The following is a 20644-nucleotide window of genomic DNA, read 5'->3' as shown; positions in this document are numbered from 1 at the left end:
GTGGCCCCCAGCCTCACACAGCGCCGAACAGAGAGGCGAGCCCCCGGTCGAGGGCCGGTTCCAGGGGCTCGCCGCCCGGCTCGGTGACCGTGTAGGAGCGGAGCAGGAAGCGGTGCAGGGCGGTGGTTTCGAAGCGGACCGCGGCGATGCCCTGCGGGGCGTGGAGTTCCACGACGGTGTGGGCCGGGCCGTAGGGGCGGAGCCGTACCGTGCCGAGACCCGCGGGGCCGCCCAGGCCCTCCTCCAGGAGGCTGCGGGCGAAGGTCCAGGTCACCTCCTCCTCGTCGAGCGAGATCCAGGCCGGGAAGACGAGATGCACCGCCAGCGGGTCGTCGGAGAGATATCGGAGGGTGACGGGCACCGCCAGCTCCTCCTGGTCGGGGGTGAGCAGGTGGGCGCCGGTGGGCTGCTCCAGGGCTATGTACACGAGGGGGCTCCCTTTTCGGGCATGTAGAGCATTTCGAGCATGTCGGGTTCTGCGGCGGCCCGTTGGGCCTGTGTACCTCTTGGGAGCCCCTTCGGGGCGCGGTCATTACGCCGCGACAGAAATCAACTCTCGTGACGTGCGTCACATCGGCGATACGCCGCAACTTTGATTGAACCTTTTGCCATCTAGGTTTACAAAACCTTCTCCGTCCTCAGTAGTAGGCAACTGGAGCGTTCCGCCATGTCCGACGGTTCCACTGCAGTGTCCGCACCGGCTTCCGCGTCCCACGCCGCCACGACCGCGTACGCCCGGATCTATGAGGAACAGCAGCCGCGACTCGTCGCCTACGCCCGCTCGCTCACCCGGAACGCCTGGACCGCCGAAGACCTGGTCGCCGAGGCGCACTTCCGGGTATGGCGGCGGCTGGCCGCGGGGCACGAGATCGACAACGTGCCGGCGTATCTGATGACGACGGTGCGGCACCTCGCGATCGCCGCCGGGAGCGCGGTGCGCGAGACGCCGCGGGACCCGCACGGCGAGGAGCGGGTCGAGACGGACGCTCATCCGCACACGGACGACCCCGCCGAGCGCGTGTCCTCCGTCGACCTGGTGGTACGGGTGCTGGAGCAGTTGCCCGAGCGGTGGGTGAAGGCGCTGTGGCTGGCGGAGGCGGAGGGACAGCCGCTGGCCGCGATCGGTCCGCAGCTCGGGACCAAGGAGGGTGCCACGGCCGTGCTGTTGCACCGGGCCCGGGAGGGTATGCGGCAGGCGTTCCTGCGGACGCAGACCGGTGCGCCCGACGACCCCGCGTGCCAGGTGTACTGGGCGCGGATGCCCGCGTATGTAAGGGGTGCGGCGACGGCCAAGCAGTCCGAGCGGCTGCTCGGGCATGTGGACGCGTGCGACGACTGCCGGGGGCGGCTGGCCGCGCTGATGAGCGCCAACGACCGGCTGCCCGCGCTCGTCGGGCCGGCGCTTCTCGTGTTCGCGGTGGGCGGTGCGGGCAAGTTCCTGCTCGCCTTCGCCGCCGGGTCTGCCGGTGCGGCGACGGCGGCCGGCGGACACGCCGGGCTGCTGCACGCAGTGCGTCAAGCGGCGGTCGGCGGTTCGAAGACGCAGGTGGCGGCGGCCACCGGGGCGGTCGTGGCGGGCGCCGCCGCGCTCCTGCTCGTCCTCGGCCCGGCCGACTCGGGCCGGATTCCGCACCGGATGCCGGTGGCCGACGCGCCCGTGGCCCACGCACCGGTGGCCGAGGCGCCGGCGCCGGGTGCCGGGAGTGGGGCACCGAGGAAGGACGGTACGTCGACCCGTGCGGCCGGTGTTCCGAGCGGCGAGCGGGCGCGCACGGCCGACACCGGCAGGACGGACGACACAGCACCGCCCACCAGGACCGCGCCGGAGGAGCCGACCGAGCCCGCACCGAAGGGCACGGATCCGGCTCCGCCGAAGTCGGGTGGTTCGAACGAAGACCCGAAGGCTCCGCCGGCGCCCCCCGCCCCGCACCCGAAACCCCCGGCTCCGACCGACCCGCCCCCGAAGGCCCCAGCACCTCCTACCAAGCAGCCCCCGAAGACCCCGGCACCTCCCACCACAAAGCCCCCAAAGACCCCGACGCCCCCAACGCCCCCAACGCCTCCGACGCCTCCGACCCCTCCGACGCCTCCGACCCCTCCGACCCCTCCGACCCAGGAGCCTCCGGAGGATTCGGAACCCCCCAGCGAGGATGCGCGGGAAACCCCGGCCGTCCCCTCCTCCCCGCCCGCATCGCAGCCCGAGACACCGACTCCCGTGGAGCCCGGGCCTGTTGAGGACCCCCAGGACCCCTCACCCGGCCCCACCGGGACCGAGCCGCCATCCGGCCCCGCGCCCACCGCCCCAACGGTCTCCGCACCTCCCGGGGACGACTGCGGGAACCAGCACGACAGCGGGGGGTACGGCTCGGACTAGAGCCGCCGCCACCACGGACCCGCCGACGTGACAACCCGCCGTGGTCACGGATGCACGGTGCGTCGGCCGAGCACCCGCAGGTCGGGGGCACGACGTCTACAGTGGTGGCGAGGAGGCCTGATGAGCAGCGGAAACCACGCCGGAACGCGTACCTCGCGAGCCCGCTCCCCGCTGCCGTCACAGGTACCGATCTCGTCGCCGACGGCGGCATGCACGGGCCACCGGTCCGCCCCCGGGCCTGATCTCCGGCAGGAAACCGCCCCCCAAGGGGGGCCCGCCGTGAAGAGATGCCTGAGACATCCCGGTCTCGGCGCCGTCACCGTCCTCGCCGTCGCCGCGCTCAGCGCCTGCGGCGGCTCCGGCACCGACTCGGGGGGCGGCGCGAAGGGTGCCCCGATGGTGGGCGTCGACTATCCCCGCTCCGACACCGACTTCTGGACTTCGTACATCAAGTACACCCCTCAGTTCGCCAAGGAGCTCGGCCTGAGGCTGGAGACGACCAACTCGCAGAACGACGTCGGCAATCTCGCCGCCAACGTACAGACGCTCATCATCCACGGGGTGAAGGGCGTGGCGCTGGCTCCGCAGAGCACCGGTGCCATCGGGCCCGTCCTGCGGCAGTTGTCCGCGCAGAAGATCCCCGTGGTCACCCTGGACACCCGCCCTGACACCGGCCGCGTCTACATGATCGTCCGCGCCGACAACCGCGCATACGGCGAGAAGGCCTGCCGGTTCCTCGGCACCAAGCTGGGCGGTGAGGGCAAGGTCGTCATGCTCGAAGGCGACCTGGCCTCGATCAATGCCCGGGACCGCACCGAGGGGTTCAGCGGGTGCATGAAGAAGAACTACCCCAAGATCGAGGTCTTCGGTGAGGCGACCAACTGGGACGGGGCGATCGCGGCCCGGAAGCTGCAGACGGATCTCACCTCTCACCCCGACATCAAGGGCGTCTACATGGAGGCCAGCTCCATGCTCTCCGGCACCCTGCAGGTGCTCAGGCAGCAGGGTCTGCTGGTCGGTCCGAAGGACCACAGGCACGTGTTCGTGGTCTCCAACGACGGCACCCCCAGGGAGCTCCAGGACATCACCCAGGGCAAGATCGACGCCACGGTCTCCCAGCCCGCCGACCTCTACGCGAAGTACGCCCTCTCCTACCTGAAGGCGGCGATCGAGGGCAGGACGTTCAAACCAGGCAGGACCGACCACGACAGCACGATCGTCCAGGTCCGCGAGGGTCTGCTGGAGGACCAGCTCCCCGCCCCGCTGGTGACCGCGGGCGGCGGGACCTACGGCGGGGTTCCCAGTCTCAGGAGCGACGACACGTCCCTCTGGGGCAACAACCCCTGACCTGGGCTTCGTCTACTCGACCTTCGACATCCGCGCCGTGGGCTTCCCCTCCGCGTCGCTGTCCGACATGTACTTGAGGTCGTTGCCCACCCGGGCCAACCGCACCGTGTGCGCCACCGGGTTGCACCCCGTGTGGTTGGACTTGGCGCCCACCGATGTCGTGACGAGCTCCTGCTTCGTCACCTTCTTCAGGGTCAGTACGTCGTTGCAGACGCCCCCGAGCTGGTCGGTCTGCCGGACCCTGCCCACCTCCTCGCCCACGACCGCCTGATGGACCGTCACCCGGAAGGTCCCCGCGGGCAGGGCACCCTCGAGGACGAGGCCCTGGCCCTCCCAGGTGCCGAGGTAACCGGCGGGGACGGCGGCGCCGTCGGCGGCGGTGGTGGAGTCGGCGCTGGGTGAGGCACTCGACGTGGCGCCCGGCCCAGGGGAGTACGCACCGCTTCCGGAACTGCCCGCGTCGTTCTCCCCGGTGCCCGGCAGCAGGTGGAACAGGAACACCGACCCCACCGTCACCGCCGCCAACGCCCCCGCGACCGCCAGTGCCACCGTGCAGCTCAGCCGCCGCCCGCGCCCGCCGTCGCCCGGCGTGGACACGGCCGCCACGGACACGGTGACCCTGCCGGGGCGCTGTTCGACGGGAGGCGCGTCCCGCGGCTCGGGCAGGGAGACGGGAGGCGCGGGAGTGGAAGAGGCGGAAGCTGCGGGTGCGGGCGCGGAACCCGAGGTGCCGGAGAACGACGCAGCCGCCGGCATGACCGGCGCCGGCCCGAACTCCCCCGTGGCCGGCTGCCCGGTCGCCTCCCGGCCGGCTGTCGACCACCCGGCTCCTTCCCCGCCCGCCGTCACCGCGTCCCCGACCGACGGGCTGCTGAACGCCACCGGCCCCGAGGCCGCCTCGTCCCCCGCCTCCAGGTTCAGGAGCTTCACGACACTGCGGCTCACCTGTTCCACCAGCGCCCCCGGCAGCCACCCGCCCGCCGCCAGCCGCGCCGCGCCCTCGGGAGCCAGCCGCCGTGCCACCTCACCGGGCGTCGGCCGCCGCCCCGGCTCCTTGACCAGGCACGCCTCCACCACGTCCCGCACCTCACCGCTCAGCGAGCCGAGTTCGGGCTCCTCGTGGACGACCTTGTAGAGCAGGGCCGCGGACGAGTCCCCTGGGAACGGCGGCTCCCCGGTCGCCGCATACGCCAGCACCGCGCCCAGCGAGAAGACGTCGGCCGCCCCCGTGGCCCCTTTCCCGAGGATCTGCTCGGGCGACATGTAACCGGGCGAGCCGATGGACACGCCGGTGGACGTCAGGGACGCCGTGCCGTCCGTCGCCCGCGCGATGCCGAAGTCGATCAGCAGCGGACCGTCGAGCGTCAGCAGGACGTTGGACGGCTTCACGTCCCGGTGCACCAGGCCCAGTTCGTGCACCGCCGCCAGCGCCTCCGCCAGCCCCGCACCCAGCACCCGTACCGAATGAGCCGGCAGCGGGCCGTCGTCCGCGACCGCCGACGCCAGCGACGGACCCGCCGCATACGCCGTGGCCACCCAGGGGACGGCCGCCCCCGGGTCCGCGTCGAGCACCGGGGCCGTCCAGGCGCCGCCCACCCGCCGCGCGGCCTCCACCTCGCGGCGGAAGCGGGCGCGGAACTCCTCGTCGAGCGCGAAGTGCGGGTGCACGATCTTGACCGCGACCGTGCGGCCCCCGGCGTTGCGGCCCAGGTAGACGCGGCCCATCCCGCCGGAGCCGAGCCGGCCGAGCAGCCGGTAGGGCCCCACGACGGTGGGCTCGTCGGCTCCGAGCGGCTGCATGGCGTCCACCCCTCCCCCGTATCCCCCGTAACGACGAGAAAAGGGTAGTGCGCCGTTCCCGTACGGCTTACGGCTGCAGCAGATCCACCTTCACGTCCGCCGGGAAGCCGGTCGTCGGACCGATCCGCCGGGCGAACTCGGCGACCGCGGCCAGTTGCGGACCGCCGAAGCGGAAGTCGAGCGTGGTGAAGTACTGCTCCAGGACCCGCTCGTCGAACTCCTCCCAGCGGGCGGCCTGCTCGGCGACCTTGCCGACCTCGTCCAGGGAGAGGTTGCGGGAGGCGAGGAAGGCCTCGTGGACCTTGCGGGTGATCTCGGGCTCGCGCTCGACGTAGTCCCGGCGGGCCGCCCACACGGCGAACACGAACGGCAGCCCCGTCCACTCCTTCCAGAGCGTGCCGAGGTCGTGCACCTGGAGGCCGAAGCGCGGCCCGTCGTGCAGGTTCGCCCGCAGGGCCGCGTCCCCGATGAGTACGGCCGCCTCGGCCTCCTGCATCATCAGGCTGAGGTCGGGCGGGCAGGTGTAGTAGTCGGGCTGGACGCCGTAGCGGTCGGCCAGGAGGAGCTGGGCGAGACGGACGGAGGTGCGCGAGGTCGAGCCGAGCGCGACCCGGGCGCCGTCCAGCTCGTCCAGCGGGACCTGCGAGACGATCACGCAGGACATCACCGGGCCGTCGCACCCCACCGCGATGTCCGGGAAGGCGACCAGGTCGTCCGCGTTCTTGAGGAACTCGACGAGGGTGATGGGCCCGATGTCGAGGTCTCCCTGCACCAGCTGCTCGCTGAGCTTCTCGGGGGTGTCCTTCGTCAGCTCGAAGTCGAGGAGCGTGCCCGTTCTCGCGAGCCCCCAGTACAGGGGCAGGCAGTTCAGGAACTGGATGTGGCCGACGCGCGGCCGGGTGCGAGAATTGTCCACATCGCGAGGCTAGACCCTATGAGGTACGGTGCAGCCTTCAGGGTGGTGTGGCGTCGTCGCGGGTGTCCCGTCAATCCCACCGCAAGACCTTCAAACGTCCGAGTGACGTGATCTTGCCCTCTATTGCTTTCGGCTGCCCGCGTGCTAGGCTCGCCGCAAGTTGCAGTTTGGTTTCCCTTGCAGTACAGAGCCTGCGGAGCATGTAACCGCGGGCTCTCGTCGTTTTCAGACGTATGCAGTTGTGCGGCACTGTTTTCACACTTGCAGGTTCTGGAGCAGGGCAACCCTTTGGGCCCAAGGAGGGCTTATGGCTACCGGAACCGTGAAGTGGTTCAACGCCGAAAAGGGCTTTGGCTTCATCGCCCAGGAAGGTGGCGGCCCGGACGTGTTCGTCCACTACTCCGCCATCAACGCGAGCGGCTTCCGCTCGCTGGAGGAGAACCAGCAGGTCTCCTTCGACGTGACCCAGGGCCCGAAGGGCCCGCAGGCGGAGAACGTCACCCCCGTCTGATCATTCGGTCTCGGAGCCTGGTGCTTTGATCCGGAACTGAGAGCAGTACCCAAGGAGCCCCGCGCCGCAAGGCGGCGGGGCTCCTGCCTTTCCCGCTTCGTTCAGCTCATACATGCTGCATGACCAGCACGAACGTCGTCCCGGGCGCCAGCGCCTCGTACGAGTGCGGCACATCCCCGCGATACGTCATGTAGTCCCCCGGCCCGAGCTCCTCGGCCTCCCCCGCCGGCCCGGCCTTCAGCCTCCCCGTGGACACGATCAGGTGCTCCACCGAGCCCGGGATGTGCGGATCCGACTCACGGGCAGCTCCCGGCTCCGCACGCAGGTGGTAGATGTCGCGCCGGGCGCCGGGCGGGCTCGCGGACAGCAGGGTGGCCCGGTAGTCCGCCCGTTCGGAGGCCACGACCGGCCCTTCTCCCGCCCGGATCACGTGCACGGCCGGGGCGGGCGGCTCCACCAGCGCGCTGAACGGCACCCCCAGGGCCACCCCCAGCGCCCACAGCGTCTCCACGCTCGGGTTTCCGCTCCCGCCCTCCAGCTGCGACAACGTCGACTTCGCGATGCCGGCCCGCTTGGCCAGCTCGGAGAGGGACAGCCCGGCACGGGTGCGCTCGCGCCGCAGCGCGGCCGCGATCCAGTCCAGGGGGAGCCGGGGTGGCACATCGGACGTCATGTTCGCTCCATCGGTACGACCGTTCGCCTTGACGAACAGAAGCTCTGCTGTTCATTCTAGAGAACATGCGTACGGTATGGCGAACGCCCCGAAGCACCGGCCCCTCGGCCCTCGCCCCGCCGCGGGACCTGATCCGCGACGCCTCGCTCGTCTGGCTGGCCAGCGGCATCGTCGGTGTCTCCTTCGGCGCAATCGCCGTGGCCGGGGGTCTGCCGGTGTGGGTGCCCGTGGTGATGTCCCTCGTGGTCTGCGCGGGCTCCGCCCAGTTCAGCGCGGTCGGCGTGCTGCTGGCCGGGGGCGGCCCGATCGCTGCGGCGGCCACCGGTCTGCTCCTCAACACCCGTACGGCCGCCTTCAGCCTCGCGATCGCCGACACTCTCGGGCCGGGCCGCCTCACCCGCCTGATCGGCGCCCACCTGGTCACCGACGAGACGGTGGCCTTCGCCCTGGCCCAGGCCGATCCGGTACGGCGGCGGAGGGCGTTCTGGGTCTCGGGGATCGGCCTGTTCGTCGTGTGGAACGTGGGCGTCCTGGCCGGAGCGCTGGCCGGGGGCGCGCTGGGCGACACGGCGACGTACGGCCTGGACGCGGCCTTCCCCGCGGTGCTGGTGGCCCTGGTGCTGCCCACCCTGCGCGCGGATGCGCGGATACGGCGGTGCGCGCTGCTCGGCGCCGCCGTGGCCCTCACCGTGACACCGGCCGTCCCGGCGGGGGTGCCGGTGCTGCTGGCACTGGTGGGCCTGGTCCTGCACGGCCGCAAGGGGGTCTCCGCATGAGCGCCACGGTCGCGATGATCCTGGCCCTGGCGGCCGGGACGTACGCCTTCCGGCTGGTAGGTCCGGCGCTGCACGGGCGCGTGGAGCTTCCCGCGCGGGTGCAGGAGTTGCTGTCGGCGGGAGCGGTCGTACTGCTGGCCGCCCTCCTGACCACGGGCGCGCTGACGGAGAGCGGCGGCTTCGCGGGTTGGGCACGACCGGCCGGGGTGCTGGCCGGCGGCGTACTGGCATGGCGGAGGGCCCCGTTCGCGGTGGTGGTACTGGGCGCTGCGGGGACGACGGCGGTGCTGCGGGGGGTGGGGGTGGGGTGAGCGGGGTGGGGTGAGCCGGGATGCCCAAGTCGGCGTGAGTGGGGTGGGGTGAGCCGCCGGAATGCCCAAGTCCGGGGGGCCGAGGAGGACGGGCGGAGGAGGTCGGGCCGAGGCCGACGGCGGAGATAGGCGGGCCGAGGAGGACCAGCCGAGGCCGATGAGCCGAGACGGCGGGCTGCCGCAGACGCACCCAGGCCGACAGGCCGACACGGGCGAGCCAACGCGGACGGGTCCGGCCCGACAGGCCGAGGAGGTCGGGCCAAGGAGGTCGGGCCGACGCCGACAGGCCAAGGCCGACAGGCCAAGGCCGACAGGCCAACGGCCAGCAGACCAACGGCCAGCAGGCCGATGCAGGTGAGGGCGGGCGGTTGTCAGTGGTGGTCGCTACGGTTTTGACCATGACCGAGATCCGCGACGAGAGCGCGACCGAAGCCGACTTCGTCACCAGGACACGGACGTTCTACGACGCCGTGGCCGAGGACTACGCCGCCCTGTTCGAGCGCGAGCTCGCGGACAGGCCGCTGGAGCGGGCGATAGTCCGGGCGTTCGCCGAACTCGTCGGTGGCGAAGGGCCGGTGGCGGATCTCGGGTGCGGTCCGGGGCGGACGACGGCCCGCCTCGCCTCGCTCGGACTGGACGTCTTCGGACTCGACCTGTCGGAGTCGATGCTGGCGGTCGCCCGCCGGGAGAACCCGGGGCTGCGTTTCGAGCAGGGCTCGATGCTGGACCTGGACCTCCCCGACGGGGCACTGGCCGGGGCGCTCTCCTGGTACTCCTCCATCCACACCCCCGCGGACGAACTGCCCGCCCTGTTCGCCGAGTTCCACCGAGTGCTCGCACCCGGCGGCCACCTCCTGGTCGGCTTCCAGGCGGGGGACAAGCACCGGCACCACGACCGCCCCTGGGGCCGCCCGGTCTCGCTGACCTTCAGGCGCCGCCGGCCGGAGGACATGGTCCGGCTGTTGGCGGGCGCGGGCTTCACGCTCCTGTCGCAGACGGTGCGGGAGCCGGAGGAAAGCCTGGAGGAGACCTGCCCGCAGGCCTTCCTCATAGCCCGGAAGCCGGCATCGCCGGCCTCCTAGAGCGCCCCGGCGATGTCCAGCGCGGCGATGTACCCGAACGTCATCGCGGGCCCGATCGTGGAGCCGGCCCCGGCGTAGCTGTGTCCCATCACGGCGGCGCTGGCGTTCCCCGCGGCGTACAGACCCGGGATCACCGAGCCGTCCGGCCGCAGCACCCGCGCCCGCGCGTCCGTGACCAGCCCGCCCTTCGTTCCCAGATCCCCGGGGACGATGCGGAAGGCGTAGTAAGGAGGCAGCCACAGGGGTGCGAGGCAGGAGTTGGGGAGGACGGAGGGGTCCGTGTAGTAGTGGTCGTAGGCGCTGTCACCGCGGTGGAAGTCGCTGTCGGTCCCTTTGAGGGCAAGGGAGTTGAAGCGGCCGACCGTGGCGCGCAGGGCCGCGGCGGGGACGCCGACGGAGGCGGCGAGGGCATCGAGGGTCCAGGCCTTGTGCGCCGCCCCCGAGGTGTACCAGTCGTCGGGGAAGGTGAGGGTCGGGGCGACATCCTTGAACAGATACCGGTTGCGGTAGTTCTGGTCGACGATCAGCCAGGCCGGGATGTCCGGGTAGGTCGGGTCGCGGTCGTACATGGTGTGGACGACGTCGCTGTAGGGGCCGGCCTCGTTGACGAAGCGGGAGCCCGCCGCGTTGATGAGGAGGCCGCCGGGGAGGGTGCGTTCGGCGAGACAGAAGTAGGGCTGGTCGGGGAGCGGGATGGCCGGTCCCCACCAGGCGTCGTCCATGAGGGCGAGTGCGGCGCCCAGTTGCCGACCCGCCCGGATGCCGTCGCCGGTGTTCTCCTTCGCGCCGACCGTCCACTCCGTCCCGATGGGCTGCCGCTGATACTGGGCGCGCATGGCACCGTTGTGCTCGAAGCCGCCGGAGCCGACGACCACGGCACGGCGGGCGCGTACGAGACCGGGGGCGCCGTCCTTCGTGACCACCGCCCCGGTGACGGCACCGCCCTCGACGAACAGGTCGGTGAGCGGGGTGCCCAGCCGGACGGGAACACCCGCGTCCAGCAGCCCCTTGCGCAACCCTGCGGCCAGCGACTGCCCCATGGTCAACGGCGTCTGCCCCAGCAGCGCCGCCTTCGTGCCGCGCGCCAGGCACTCGGCGGCCACGGCGGCGCCCTTGACGCTCACGGCGGCGAGGGCGAGCCACTTGTAGTCGGCGCTGAACACGACCATGCCGGAGGGGACTTGCATGTACGGCGGATTGAGATGAGCGAGTTCGGCGCCGAGGAGGTGGCCGTCGAACTGGTCGGGCTCGATGGAGCGGCCGCCCGGCAGACCGCCCGGCAGCTCCGGGTAGTAGTCGCTGTACCCCTCCATCCAGCGGAAGCGGAGCGGGCTGTTGGCCATGACGAAGGAGATCATGTCGGGGCCGTGGGCGAGGAAGGCGTTCTGCCGGGCGACGGGCACGTCCGGGCCGACGACCGCGGAGAGGTAGGCGGCGGCCTTGGCGGGGGTGTCCGGGACACCGGCCGCGAGGATCACGGGATTGTTGGGGATCCAGATACCGGCACCGGAGCGGGCGGCGGATCCGCCGAAGGTGGGGGCCTTTTCGACCACGACGGTGCTCAGCCCCCGCTTGGCCGCCGTGAGCGCGGCGGTCATTCCGGCCGCGCCGGAGCCGATCACGACGACGTCATAGGTGCCGAGGAGGGGGAGGTCGGCGGCGGTGGCCGTGCGGGCGCCGGGACCCGCGCCGGCGGCCAGGGCGAGACCGGTGGCGCCCGCGGTACCGAGCACCTGCCTCCGGGTGGGTCGTGCTGTACGTCTCACGGGTTCCGCGCTCGTGACCATGGCAGGTCGCTCCAACCGGACGTGGGGTGGGGTGAGTTGCGCAGGTGCGGAGGTGCGGAGGTGCGGGGTGGGAATGTGGCGCGGGGGTCTTGGGAAGTCAAGGGCGGAGGCAGAAGCGGTAAACGTTTCGATGCGATGCCGTCGAGACCTACGAAAGACTCACAAGCGGCGGCTCACCGCTCGTACAGACCCTCGATCTCCGCGGAGAAGTCCCGCATCACGGCCTCCCGCCGCAGCTTCATCGACGGGGTCAGATGGCCCTCCTCCTCCGTGAAGTCCCGGGGGACGATGACGAAGCGCCGGATGGATTCCGGGCGGGAGACCAGTTTGTTCGCCTCGTCGACCGCACGTTGCAGGATCGCCCTCAACTCCTCGTCGTCGAGGAGGAGTTCCGGGGGGACGGGGTGCCGGCCGTTCATCCGGCGCCAGTGGCTGACGCCCTCCATGTCGAGGGTGATGAGGGCGGCGATGTACGGCCGGCGGTCGCCGACGACCATGCACTGGGAGATCAGGGGGTGCGAGCGGAGCCAGTTCTCCAGCGGGGCCGGCGCGGTGTTCTTGCCGCCCGCCGTGATCAGGATCTCCTTCTTGCGGCCGGTGATCGTGAGGTAGCCCTCGTCGTCGAGACGGCCGATGTCGCCCGTCGGGAACCAGCCGTCCGCCGAGGAGGGGATCACTCCCCCGCCGTGCGGATCCCAGTAGCCGCGGAAGACCTGACCGCCCTGGAGGAGGATCTCGCCGTCCGCCGCGATGCGGACCCTCGTGCCGGGCATGGGCCAGCCCACCGTGCCCAGGCGGGGCTTGAGGGGCGGGGTGACCGTGGCGGCCCCGGTGGACTCGGTCAGGCCGTAACCCTCGTAGATCTCCATGCCGGCGCCCGCGTAGAAGGCGGCCAGGCGGCGGCCGAGCGGGGAGCCACCGGAGATGATGTGGCGGATGCGGCCGCCCATCGCGTTGCGGATGCGGCGGTAGACGAGCGGGTCGTAGAGGGCGCGGGACGCCTTGAGGGCGGCGCCCGGGCCGGAGCCGGTGCCGGCGTGGCGGGCCTCCATCGCCTCGCCGTAGCGGACGGCCACGCTCGCCGCGCGGTCGAAGGCGGAGACCCGGCCGCCGATCTCCGCCTTGGCACGGGCGTTGTTGTAGACCTTCTCCAGCATGTACGGGATGCAGAGGAGGAAGGTCGGGCGGAAGGTGCCGAGGTCGGCCAGGAGGTCGTCCGCCTGGAGACTCGCGGCGTGGCCCAGGCGGACCCGGGCGCGGATACAGGCGATCGCCACCATGCGGCCGAAGACGTGCGACATGGGCAGGAAGAGCAGCGTGGCCGGGTCTTCCGACTTCGACTTGAAGATGGGGTAGAGGAGTTCGGTCGCGTTGTCGACCTCGGCGAGGAAATTGCCGTGCGTGAGCACACAGCCTTTGGGACGGCCGGTGGTGCCCGAGGTGTAGACGACCGTGGCGAGCGTGTCGGGCACCAACATCCCCCGGCGCACCGCGACTTCCTGGTCGGGGACGGGCGCGCCGAGTTCGGCCAGCCGCTCCAGGTGCCCCTTCTCCACGATCCACATGTGCTTCAGGTCGGGCAGCCGGCTGAGCTCCGGGCCGAGGGCCGATGCCTGCCCCGCGGTCTCCGTCACGAGGGCCACCGCGCCGGAGTCCTGGAGGATCCAACGGGTCTGGTAGACGGAGGAGGTCGGGTAGATCGGGACGGTGACGAGGCCTGCGGCCCAGGCGGCGAAGTCGAGGAGCGTCCACTCGTAGATCGTCCGCGCCATGACGGCGATACGGTCGCCTGCCACCAGCCCTTCCGAGATCAGGCCCTTGGCCAGGGCCAGGACCTGCTCCGCGAACTCCGCCGCGGTCACGTCCGCCCAGTCCCCGTCCTGGGTACGGCGGCTGAGGACGCGGGCCTCGGGTGCCGCCTCCGCGTTGTCGAACGGCAGGTCGGCGAGCGAACCATGGGTGGGCGGCGGGACGAGCGGCGGCACCGACGCCTCACGCACTTCGCCGTCCAGCCGCCGTATCTCGGGCTCCACCAGCTGGGGCACGCCGTCGTAGTCGGACGCGGACGGATAGGGCACGGGCACGGACATGGCAGCTCCTGGGGCGTGCAGCTCGGTACCGCTGTGCTGTTGTACGTAGTGCGCGTACCGAGACGTTCACCAGCGGTGTGCGGCTTCGGGGTTACCGCGGGTTATAACGGTGATCGTACGGTGCGGCCGTGTTGAGTTGGTGCGGGCCCTCCGGGGGTTTTGGGGTGGGGTTGTGCCTTGGTTGGCCGTCTGCCGGCTACGGCGTCCGTCGTGGTTGCTCGCGCCCCGCGGCGGAGCCGCAAGTCGACACAGCCCCGCGCCCCTATAGGGGCGCTCCCGTGCCGCGAAGGTCGTAGAGCTGCTCGATGTGCTCGGCGAATTCCTCTGCGATCAGTTCCCGCTTCAGCTTCATCGACGGAGTCAGATGTCCCGCCTCCTCCGTGAAGTCGACCGGGAGGATGGTGAAGCGGCGGATGGACTCCGGGCGGGAGACCAGTTTGTTGGCCTCGTTCACCGCGCGCTGCAGGACCTGTCTCAACTCGTCGTCGTCCAGGAGGAGTCCGGCCGGTACCGGGTACTTGCCGCGCATCCGGCGCCAGTGGCTGACGCCCTCCATGTCCAGGGTGATCAGGGCGCCGACGTAGGGGCGGTTGTCGCCGACGACCATGACCTGGGAGATCAGGGGGTGGGCACGGAGCCAGTTCTCCAGCGGGGCCGGGGCGACGCTCTTGCCGCCCGCCGTGATCAGCAGTTCCTTCTTGCGGCCGGTGATGTAGAGGTAGCCCTCCTCGTCGAGGCGGCCGATGTCGCCGGTGGCCAGCCAGCCGTCGACGGTCGCCGGGACGACGCCGCCCGCGTTCGGGTCCCAGTAGCCGCGCAGGACGTGGTCACCGGCCAGCAGGATCTCGCCGTCGGCGGCGATGCGGACCTTCGTGCCCGGTATCGGCCAGCCCACGGTGCCCAGACGGGGTTTGAGCGGTGGGGTCACGGTGGACGCGCCCGTCACCTCCGTGAGGCCGTAGCCCTCGTAGATCTCTATGCCCGCCCCGGCGTAGAACGCGGCCAGCCGGCGGCCCAGCGGGGAGCCGCCGCAGATCATGTAGCGGACCCTGCCGCCCATGGCGCCCCGGATCCGCCGGTAGACGAGCGGGTCGTAGAAGGCGCGGGCGGCCTTCAGCGCGGCGCTCGGGCCGGGTCCCGCACCGGCGTGGAGGGCCTCCGCCGCCTCTCCGTAGCGGCGGGCCACGCCCGCGGCGCGGTCGAAGGAGGTGACCCGGCCGCCGGACTCGGCCCTCGCGCGGGCCACGTTGAACACCTTCTCCAGCATGTAGGGGATGGCGACGAGGCAGGTGGGGCGGAAGCCGGCCAGGTCGGGGAGGAGTTCGTCCGCCTTCAGGCTCGGCGCGTGGCCCAGTCGTACCCGGGCCCGGATGCAGGCGACCGCCACCATGCGGCCGAAGATGTGGGACATCGGGAGGAAGTGCAGGATGGACGCCTCTTCGCTGGTCCGTGAGCGGAACACCGGGTAGAGGAGTTCGATGGCGTTGTCGACCTCGGCGAAGAAATTGCCGTGCGTGATCGCACAGCCCTTGGGGCGGCCGGTGGTGCCCGAGGTGTAGACGACGGTGGCGAGCGTATCGGGGCTCAACATCCCACGTCGTACGGCCACTTCCTGGTCCGGTACCTGGCCGCCCTGTTCCGCCAGCCGCTCCACGTGGCCCTTCTCGACGACCCAGAGGTGCCGCAGGTCCGGCACCCGGTCGAGTTCCGGGCCGAGGGCCGCGGCCTGGGCGGCGGTCTCCGTGACGAGGGCGACCGCGCCGGAGTCCTGGAGGATCCACCGGGCCTGGAAGGCCGAGGAGCTGGGGTAGATCGGGACGGTGACGAGGCCCGCGGCCCAGGCGGCGAAGTCCAGGAGCGTCCACTCGTAGATCGTCCGCGCCATCACGGCGAGCCGGTCCCCCGGGACCAGCCCCTCGGCGATCAGCCCTTTCGCCACCGCCAGCACCTCGTCGGCGAACTCGGCCGCCGTCACGTCCGCCCAGCGGCCCGATTCGGTGCGACGGCTGAGCACCTTGTCGTCGGGGGCGATGCGGGCGTTGTCGAAGGGCAGGTCGGCGAGTGAGCCGTAGGTCACCGGCGGGACGAAGGGCGGCACGGAGACCTCGCGCACCTCCCCGTCCAGCCGTCGGATGACGGGCTCCACGAGAACCGGCGTGCCGTCGTACGTCGTGGAGTGGACGACGGCGGGCGCGGACGGCTGCGAGGCGGACACGGGCGACTCCAGACGTTCACCAGAGTTGCCCTGCGGGGGGAGTCACCGCAGGTCGGGGAGGTGATCGTACGGCGCGCCCGTGATGAGTCGGTGTGGGTTCCAAGGTGGTCCGGCGGCGGGGATGCGTCGGGGATGTGCAAGCTCGTGGCTTTTCTGGCCGATAGCGACGGGCCGGACGGGATGGTGAGCGTTTTTCATCTTCTGCCCCGCCCCCACCTGCCCTTACCTCGGGTAACCTGACTCTGGAGTAAGCAGAGCCGCCCGTGGGGAGTCTCGGAATGTCGATGTCCGTCGTCCTGCCCGGTACGCCCGCCCTCGGGCCGCTGCTCGCCCGTGGCGCCCTGCTGTCCCCCTTCAAACGCCCCCGCCCGGACGCCGACTTCCCGCGCAGCCGGCTCGTCCTGCCCGGGCTGCGGATCGATCTCGCGCGGCTGGCGGCCTACGAGCGGGTGTGCGGCTTCGCGACGGGCGCCGACGCGCTGCCCCCGACCTATCCGCATGTGCTGGGCTTCCCGCTGGCCATGCGGCTGATGAGCGACCGTGGCTTCCCGCTGCCGCTGCTCGGCCTCGTCCACACCTCGATCGAGATCACGCAGCGGTACGCGCCCGCGGCGACCGGCGAGTACGAACTCGCCGTGTACGTCGGCGGGCTGGAGCCGCACAGACGCGGCACCGAGGCCTCGGTGATCACCGAGATGCGGGCCGGCGGGAACATCGTCTGGGAGTCACGCAGCACCTATCTGGCCCGGCACCGGACGCAGCATTCCGGTGAGCCGCCCAGGGACGACCGCGAGCAACTGCCCGCCGTGGCCGAGTGGCGGCTGGCCGCCGACGTCGGGCGGCGGTACGGCGCCGCGTCCGGCGACCGCAACCCCATCCATCTGCACCCCCTCACCGCCCGCCTCTTCGGCTTCCCGCGCGCCATCGCGCACGGCATGTGGACGGTGGCCCGCTGCCTCGCCGCGCACGGGGTGCCGCAACGGGCCCGGGTGGAGGCGCAGTTCAGGGCGCCGGTGCTGCTGCCGGGGACGGTGACGTATGCGGCGGACGGGGGGCGGTTCGAGCTGCGTGGGAGCGGGGGCCGCGTCCATGTGAGCGGAAGTGTCGGCGAACTCGGCGCAACTGACGTCGCGTCATGACTCCGGGGTGGGCGGCGGCGACCAGGGCCGCCCGTCCATGAGGTTGCCCAGGCCCGCCCAGGCGAAGTTCATCAGGGTGGCCGCCGCCTGGCGGGCCGTGGTGCCGGGGGTCGCGTTGGCCCAGGCCGCGAGGGACTCGGCGGCGCCGACCAGGGCCTCGGCGAGCCCGGCGACCTCCCGTTCGGGGAGGTTCGGGTTCCGGTGCGCCTCCCTCGCCGCGACGACGATGAGCTGCGTCACGAACGCGACGATCTCCTCGCGCATCGCGGTGACCTCGGCCGCGAAGGGTTCACGGGTACGGGCCTGAAGGTGCAGCACGGCCCAGCCGTCCGGGTTCTGCGCGGTGTGCGTGAAGAACGCCCGCAGCCCCTCCCAGAGCTGGCGGTCGGCGGGCAGTTCGGGCCTGACCCCGGCCCGGACCGCCTCGACGAGCGCCGTCGCCTCCCGGCGGATGCAGGCCGTGAACAGGTCTTCCTTCGAATTCAGGTACAGGTACACCAACGGCTTGGACACGCCCGCCAGTTCGGCGATCTCGTCCATCGACGCGGCCATGTACCCGCGCTGCCCGAAGGTCCGCACGGCGGCGTCCATCATCTGCTGCTCACGGACCGCCCGCGGCATCCGCTTGGTCTTCACGGCACCCATGGGGCAAGGGTAATTGGGAGCGGGCGCCCGCAACCCCCTTAGGAAGCCTGGGGTGCCTGGCCCTGCGAGCGGCTCGCGTCGTCCGCCTCGTCCTCCTGGGCGGCGGTCGCCGCGAAGCCGGCCTTCATCCGGTCCACCCGCTCGACGACCTGCACGGAGGCGCGGTCGCGCTCCTTGCGCAGAACGACGAAGCTGATGGGGGCGGAGAGCACCAGCGACAGCAGGACGAGCCACATGAAGTTGGAGGCGCCGTAGCCACGCGGGACGATGCCGGAGTAGACGAGGCCCCAGACGACCACGAAGCAGCCCACGAAGATCCCGAGGCGCATCAGCGTGTAGCGGAGCATCTCAATCCACTCTTCCGTCAACGGTACGAACATTCCCAAAGGGCACCGTCCAGTGAAGCACGCCCGGGACCCGATCTTGCAGGGGGGTGGGCAGGCCCTCAGCCCAGCGACAGCAGCATGAAGACGTCGTCGCGGTAGTCGTCCGGGGCGACGCGGATGGCGCCCGGGACCCGGCCGACCTCCTTGTAGCCGCAGCAGCCGTAGAACCGCTCCAGGCCGTTCCCGCCGCGGCAGGTGAGCCGGATCGCTTCGATCCCGTCGAAGCCGCGGGCCGCGTCCTCGGCGGCGGCGAGGAGGTCCCGGCCGTATCCCTTGCCCTGGTGGCGGGGGTGCACCATCACCGTGTACAGCCAGACCCAGTGCGCCATCAGCCGGTGGGTGTTGAAGCTGAGGAAGGCGGTCGCCGCGACCGCGCCGGACGCGTCCAGGCCGACCAGCAGCCGGGTCCGCCCCTCCGTCATGGCGGCGAAGTGCTTCACGAGCTCCGGTCGTATGTCCTCGGCCGTGACCGGCGGTACGAAGCCGACCGAGCCGCCCGCGTTCGAGACGTCGGCCCACAGGTCGAGGATCCCGTCGCGCAGGGCGGGAGTGACGGCGGGGTCGAGAGTGAAGGTAAGGGACACCGCGCCATAGTACTCATTACGACAGTGCTCGCGCCGCCACTTCCAGATCCGAGACGAGGCCCCGGTAGGCCGCCTCCCTGTCGTCCGCCCGCAGTACGGCCGAGGGGTGCACGGTCGGCACCAGCCGCTCCCGCCTGCCGTGGATCTCCTCCTCCAGGACCGTCCCGCGCACCTGGGTGACCCGGAACGAGGAGCCCAGCAGCGCCTTCCCTGCGGTCGCCCCCAGCACCACGATCAGCTCGGGTTCCACCACCGCCAGCTCGGCGGCCAGCCACGGCCCGCACGCCGTCATCTCCCGCAGACTGGGGGCCTTGTGGATACGGCGCTTGCGGGGTTCGGCCCGGGTGAACTTGAAGTGCTTGACCGCGTTGGTGACGTACGCGTCCGCGGGGTCCAGACCGGCCTCGGCGAGAGCCCGGTCGAGCAGCTTGCCCGCAGGACCGACGAACGGCTTTCCCTGCCGGTCCTCCTGGTCGCCGGGCTGCTCCCCGACGAGCATGACGCGCGCGTGGGCGTTCCCCGCACCGAAGACGGTCTGCGTGGCGTCGCGGTGCAGGGGGCAGCCCCGGCAGTCGGCGGCAGCCTTGCGGAGGGCCTGGAGCCCGCCGCGCTCGGGCAGGAAGGGCTCAGCGGTGTACTCGTCCTCGGGCGCCTTCGTCACCATGTGCCCCGGGTACCCCCCTGAGGGGCGCGGGACCGTATCTTTTGCGGCTCCGCCGCGGGGCGCGACAAGCCCCCACGCGGCCGCAGCCGAAGAACAGGCCGAAGATCAGACCCGCATCGGCTGCGGCGACTCCCGCCGAGCCGGGTCGGGCCCCTCGTACTCCCGAATGATCTCGTACCGAGTGTTCCGCTCCACCGGCCGGAACCCGGCGTCCCGGATCAGATCCAGCAGATCCTCACGGGTCAGCTTGTTCGGCGTGCCGTAATTGTCCGCGTCATGGGTGATCTTGTACTCGACCACCGAGCCGTCCATGTCGTCCGCACCGTGCTGCAGCGCGAGCTGAGCGGTCTGGACGCCGTGCATGACCCAGAAGACCTTGACGTGCGGGACGTTGTCGAACAGCAGCCGCGAGACCGCGAAGGTCTTCAGCGCCTCCGCGCCGGTCGCCATCTGCGTCCGGGCCTGGAGCCGGTTGCGGACCTTGCCGTCCTTCACGTCCACGAAGTCGTGCTGGTAGCGCAGCGGGATGAAGACCTGGAAGCCGCCGGTCTCGTCCTGGAGCTCGCGCAGGCGCAGCACGTGGTCGACGCGGTGCCGCGGCTCCTCGATGTGGCCGTACAGCATGGTGCACGGGGTCTTCAGACCCTTCTCGTGCGCCAGGCGGTGGATGCGCGACCAGTCCTCCCAGTGGGTGCGGTGGTCGACGATGTGCTGCCGGACCTCCCAGTCGAAGATCTCCGCGCCGCCGCCGGTGAGGGACTCCAGGCCCGCGTCGATCAGCTCGTCCAGGATCTCGCTCGCGCTCAGCCCGGAGATCGTCTCGAAGTGGTGGATCTCCGTGGCCGTGAAGGCCTTGAGCGAGACGTTCGGCAGGGCTGCCTTGAGCTCCCGCAGCGAACGCGGGTAGTAGCGCCACGGCAGGTTCGGGTGCAGGCCGTTGACGATGTGCAGCTCGGTGAGGTTCTCGCCCTCCATCGCCTTGGCGAGCTTCACCGCCTCCTCGATGCGCATCGTGTACGCGTCCTTCTCGCCCGGCTTGCGCTGGAAGGAGCAGTAGGCGCACGAGGCGGTGCACACGTTGGTCATGTTGAGGTGGCGGTTGACGTTGAAATGGACCACGTCACCGTTCTTGCGCGTGCGCACCTCGTGGGCGAGGCCGCCGAGCCACGCCAGGTCGTCCGACTCGTACAGCGCGATGCCGTCCTCGCGGGTCAGCCGTTCACCGGCCCTGACCTTCTCCTCCAGCTCGCGCTTGAGCCCGACGTCCATACCCTCAACCTCTTTCTACGACAGCTCGACCCAACGTACTCCCCCACCCTTCGGGCGGGAGGTGCCCCCATACGG

The 20644-nt window shown here is 71.3% G+C and carries 19 protein-coding genes; 7 read left to right on the top strand and 12 right to left on the bottom strand.

Annotated features, from left to right (window positions below):
* Positions 1-13: 13 nt before the first annotated feature.
* Positions 14-427, bottom strand: coding sequence for an SsgA family sporulation/cell division regulator (locus tag ACWC1K_RS18720; RefSeq protein ID WP_450832623.1), 414 nt, complete (start codon positions 425-427; stop codon positions 14-16).
* Positions 428-667: 240 nt separating this feature from the next.
* On the opposite strand from ACWC1K_RS18720, the gene ACWC1K_RS18715 reads away from it, so the two are divergent.
* Both ACWC1K_RS18715 and ACWC1K_RS18710 read left to right on the top strand, forming a co-directional pair.
* A complete protein-coding gene (locus ACWC1K_RS18715; RefSeq protein WP_450832622.1) occupies positions 668-2374 on the top strand; it encodes a sigma-70 family RNA polymerase sigma factor in 1707 nt (568 codons plus the stop codon).
* Positions 2375-2653: 279 nt separating this feature from the next.
* Positions 2654-3721 carry a sugar ABC transporter substrate-binding protein gene (locus tag ACWC1K_RS18710; protein WP_450832621.1) on the top strand — a complete coding sequence of 356 codons (1068 nt, stop codon included), beginning with the start codon at positions 2654-2656 and terminating at the stop codon, positions 3719-3721.
* A 12-nt stretch (positions 3722-3733) separates the two neighbouring features.
* On the opposite strand, the gene ACWC1K_RS18705 is transcribed toward ACWC1K_RS18710, so the two are convergent.
* Both ACWC1K_RS18705 and ACWC1K_RS18700 read right to left on the bottom strand, forming a co-directional pair.
* The gene (locus ACWC1K_RS18705; RefSeq protein WP_450832619.1) at positions 3734-5521 is read right to left on the bottom strand and encodes a serine/threonine-protein kinase; all 1788 of its coding nucleotides are present in this window, start codon (positions 5519-5521) and stop codon (positions 3734-3736) included.
* A gap of 67 nt (positions 5522-5588) precedes the next feature.
* The gene (locus tag ACWC1K_RS18700; protein ID WP_450832618.1) at positions 5589-6437 is read right to left on the bottom strand and encodes a menaquinone biosynthetic enzyme MqnA/MqnD family protein; all 849 of its coding nucleotides are present in this window, start codon (positions 6435-6437) and stop codon (positions 5589-5591) included.
* 307 nt (positions 6438-6744) lie between these two features.
* Between ACWC1K_RS18700 and ACWC1K_RS18695 the strand changes: the two genes are divergently transcribed.
* Positions 6745-6948 (top strand): cold-shock protein, encoded by a 204-nt coding sequence (locus ACWC1K_RS18695; protein ID WP_003992177.1) that lies wholly within the window; start codon positions 6745-6747, stop codon positions 6946-6948.
* 106 nt (positions 6949-7054) lie between these two features.
* Here ACWC1K_RS18695 and ACWC1K_RS18690 read toward each other — a convergent pair whose 3' ends face one another.
* A complete protein-coding gene (locus ACWC1K_RS18690) occupies positions 7055-7621 on the bottom strand; it encodes a helix-turn-helix domain-containing protein (RefSeq protein WP_450832616.1) in 567 nt (188 codons plus the stop codon).
* 65 nt (positions 7622-7686) lie between these two features.
* Here ACWC1K_RS18690 and ACWC1K_RS18685 point away from each other — a divergent pair, with 65 nt between their 5' ends.
* The 3 genes from ACWC1K_RS18685 (at position 7687) to ACWC1K_RS18675 (ending at position 9790) form a co-directional block, all read left to right on the top strand.
* Positions 7687-8397, top strand: a complete 711-nt coding sequence (locus tag ACWC1K_RS18685; protein WP_450832614.1) for an AzlC family ABC transporter permease — start codon at positions 7687-7689, stop codon at positions 8395-8397.
* Entirely contained in the window at positions 8394-8708 is a 315-nt protein-coding gene (locus tag ACWC1K_RS18680; RefSeq protein WP_450832612.1) for an AzlD domain-containing protein, read from the top strand. Before ACWC1K_RS18685 ends, ACWC1K_RS18680 begins: the two co-directional genes overlap by 4 nt.
* Positions 8709-9106: 398 nt before the next feature.
* Positions 9107-9790 carry a class I SAM-dependent DNA methyltransferase gene (locus ACWC1K_RS18675; protein WP_450832610.1) on the top strand — a complete coding sequence of 228 codons (684 nt, stop codon included), beginning with the start codon at positions 9107-9109 and terminating at the stop codon, positions 9788-9790.
* On the opposite strand, the gene kstD is transcribed toward ACWC1K_RS18675, so the two are convergent.
* The 3 genes from kstD to ACWC1K_RS18660 form a co-directional block, all read right to left on the bottom strand.
* A complete protein-coding gene (kstD, locus tag ACWC1K_RS18670; RefSeq protein WP_450832608.1) occupies positions 9787-11577 on the bottom strand; it encodes a 3-oxosteroid 1-dehydrogenase in 1791 nt (596 codons plus the stop codon). The genes ACWC1K_RS18675 and kstD overlap by 4 nt on opposite strands.
* Positions 11578-11750: 173 nt before the next feature.
* Entirely contained in the window at positions 11751-13667 is a 1917-nt protein-coding gene (locus tag ACWC1K_RS18665) for an AMP-dependent synthetase/ligase (protein WP_450832606.1), read from the bottom strand.
* 262 nt (positions 13668-13929) lie between these two features.
* Positions 13930-15882 carry an AMP-dependent synthetase/ligase gene (locus ACWC1K_RS18660; protein ID WP_450832604.1) on the bottom strand — a complete coding sequence of 651 codons (1953 nt, stop codon included), beginning with the start codon at positions 15880-15882 and terminating at the stop codon, positions 13930-13932.
* A 284-nt stretch (positions 15883-16166) separates the two neighbouring features.
* On the opposite strand from ACWC1K_RS18660, the gene ACWC1K_RS18655 reads away from it, so the two are divergent.
* Positions 16167-17021, top strand: a complete 855-nt coding sequence (locus ACWC1K_RS18655; protein WP_450832738.1) for a MaoC family dehydratase — start codon at positions 16167-16169, stop codon at positions 17019-17021.
* On the opposite strand, the gene ACWC1K_RS18650 is transcribed toward ACWC1K_RS18655, so the two are convergent.
* The 5 genes from ACWC1K_RS18650 to mqnE form a co-directional block, all read right to left on the bottom strand.
* On the bottom strand, positions 17016-17666 hold the full coding sequence (locus ACWC1K_RS18650) for a TetR/AcrR family transcriptional regulator (protein ID WP_450832602.1): 651 nt from the start codon (positions 17664-17666) through the stop codon (positions 17016-17018). The genes ACWC1K_RS18655 and ACWC1K_RS18650 overlap by 6 nt on opposite strands.
* Positions 17667-17704: 38 nt before the next feature.
* Positions 17705-18013, bottom strand: coding sequence for a DUF4229 domain-containing protein (locus ACWC1K_RS18645; RefSeq protein WP_450832600.1), 309 nt, complete (start codon positions 18011-18013; stop codon positions 17705-17707).
* Positions 18014-18111: 98 nt separating this feature from the next.
* On the bottom strand, positions 18112-18636 hold the full coding sequence (locus tag ACWC1K_RS18640) for an N-acetyltransferase family protein (RefSeq protein WP_450832598.1): 525 nt from the start codon (positions 18634-18636) through the stop codon (positions 18112-18114).
* Between the two features lie 16 nt (positions 18637-18652).
* Positions 18653-19300, bottom strand: a complete 648-nt coding sequence (locus tag ACWC1K_RS18635) for a UdgX family uracil-DNA binding protein (protein ID WP_450832596.1) — start codon at positions 19298-19300, stop codon at positions 18653-18655.
* Between the two features lie 105 nt (positions 19301-19405).
* Positions 19406-20569, bottom strand: coding sequence for an aminofutalosine synthase MqnE (gene mqnE / locus ACWC1K_RS18630; RefSeq protein ID WP_450832594.1), 1164 nt, complete (start codon positions 20567-20569; stop codon positions 19406-19408).
* Positions 20570-20644: the final 75 nt, after the last annotated feature.

It is taken from the genome of Streptomyces sp. NPDC001492, from assembly GCF_053597275.1.
Note: the sequence above shows the minus strand (reverse complement) of the source record. Positions and strands in the feature narration are given on the sequence as shown.

Coding starts and splice junctions, on each gene's coding strand:
- ACWC1K_RS18690 (WP_450832616.1), bottom strand. CDS start 7,621: ATGACGTCCGATGTGCCACCCCGGCTCCCCCTGGACTGGATCGCGGCC.
- kstD (WP_450832608.1), bottom strand. CDS start 11,577: ATGGTCACGAGCGCGGAACCCGTGAGACGTACAGCACGACCCACCCGG.
- ACWC1K_RS18655 (WP_450832738.1), top strand. CDS start 16,167: ATGTCCGTCGTCCTGCCCGGTACGCCCGCCCTCGGGCCGCTGCTCGCC.
- ACWC1K_RS18650 (WP_450832602.1), bottom strand. CDS start 17,666: ATGGGTGCCGTGAAGACCAAGCGGATGCCGCGGGCGGTCCGTGAGCAG.
- ACWC1K_RS18695 (WP_003992177.1), top strand. CDS start 6,745: ATGGCTACCGGAACCGTGAAGTGGTTCAACGCCGAAAAGGGCTTTGGC.
- ACWC1K_RS18665 (WP_450832606.1), bottom strand. CDS start 13,667: ATGTCCGTGCCCGTGCCCTATCCGTCCGCGTCCGACTACGACGGCGTG.
- ACWC1K_RS18685 (WP_450832614.1), top strand. CDS start 7,687: ATGCGTACGGTATGGCGAACGCCCCGAAGCACCGGCCCCTCGGCCCTC.
- ACWC1K_RS18675 (WP_450832610.1), top strand. CDS start 9,107: ATGACCGAGATCCGCGACGAGAGCGCGACCGAAGCCGACTTCGTCACC.
- ACWC1K_RS18705 (WP_450832619.1), bottom strand. CDS start 5,521: ATGCAGCCGCTCGGAGCCGACGAGCCCACCGTCGTGGGGCCCTACCGG.
- mqnE (WP_450832594.1), bottom strand. CDS start 20,569: ATGGACGTCGGGCTCAAGCGCGAGCTGGAGGAGAAGGTCAGGGCCGGT.
- ACWC1K_RS18680 (WP_450832612.1), top strand. CDS start 8,394: ATGAGCGCCACGGTCGCGATGATCCTGGCCCTGGCGGCCGGGACGTAC.
- ACWC1K_RS18635 (WP_450832596.1), bottom strand. CDS start 19,300: ATGGTGACGAAGGCGCCCGAGGACGAGTACACCGCTGAGCCCTTCCTG.
- ACWC1K_RS18645 (WP_450832600.1), bottom strand. CDS start 18,013: ATGCTCCGCTACACGCTGATGCGCCTCGGGATCTTCGTGGGCTGCTTC.
- ACWC1K_RS18715 (WP_450832622.1), top strand. CDS start 668: ATGTCCGACGGTTCCACTGCAGTGTCCGCACCGGCTTCCGCGTCCCAC.